Annotated in this window: 1 protein-coding gene; it reads left to right on the top strand. The window is 74.5% G+C overall.

Annotated elements, in window-relative coordinates:
- Nucleotides 1-440 (top strand): amino acid ABC transporter ATP-binding protein (locus KBX39_RS32865; protein WP_210874312.1); only part of this gene is annotated, 440 nt, incomplete at both ends.

Raw genomic sequence — 440 nt, 5'->3', positions numbered from 1 at the left:
ACCTCGGTCAGCCTGGCCGTCCGCGACGTGCACCTGGCCTTCGGCGCGCACCGGGTGCTGCGCGGCGCGGACCTGGACGTGGCGCGCGGCGGCGCCGCGTGCGTGATCGGCCCGTCCGGCTCCGGCAAGTCGACGCTGCTGCGCACCATCAACCGGCTGATCGAGCCGGACCGGGGCGACGTGCTGCTGGACGGCCGCAGCGTGCTGCGCGACGACCCGGACGCGCTGCGCCAGCGCATCGGCATGGTGTTCCAGCAGTTCAACCTCTTCCCGCACCTGAGCGTGCTGCGCAACATCACGCTGGCGCTGCGCAAGCTGAAGAAGCTCGACGAGGACGAGGCGGTGGCGCTCGCCCGCGCCCAGCTCGACCTGGTCGGCCTGGCCGGCAAGGCCGACGCGCGGCCGGCGCAGCTCTCCGGCGGGCAGCAGCAGCGCGTCGC

The sequence above is a fragment of the Micromonospora sp. D75 genome (assembly GCF_018070405.1).
Lineage (GTDB): Bacteria > Actinomycetota > Actinomycetes > Mycobacteriales > Micromonosporaceae > Micromonospora > Micromonospora chalcea.
Note: the sequence above shows the minus strand (reverse complement) of the source record. Positions and strands in the feature narration are given on the sequence as shown.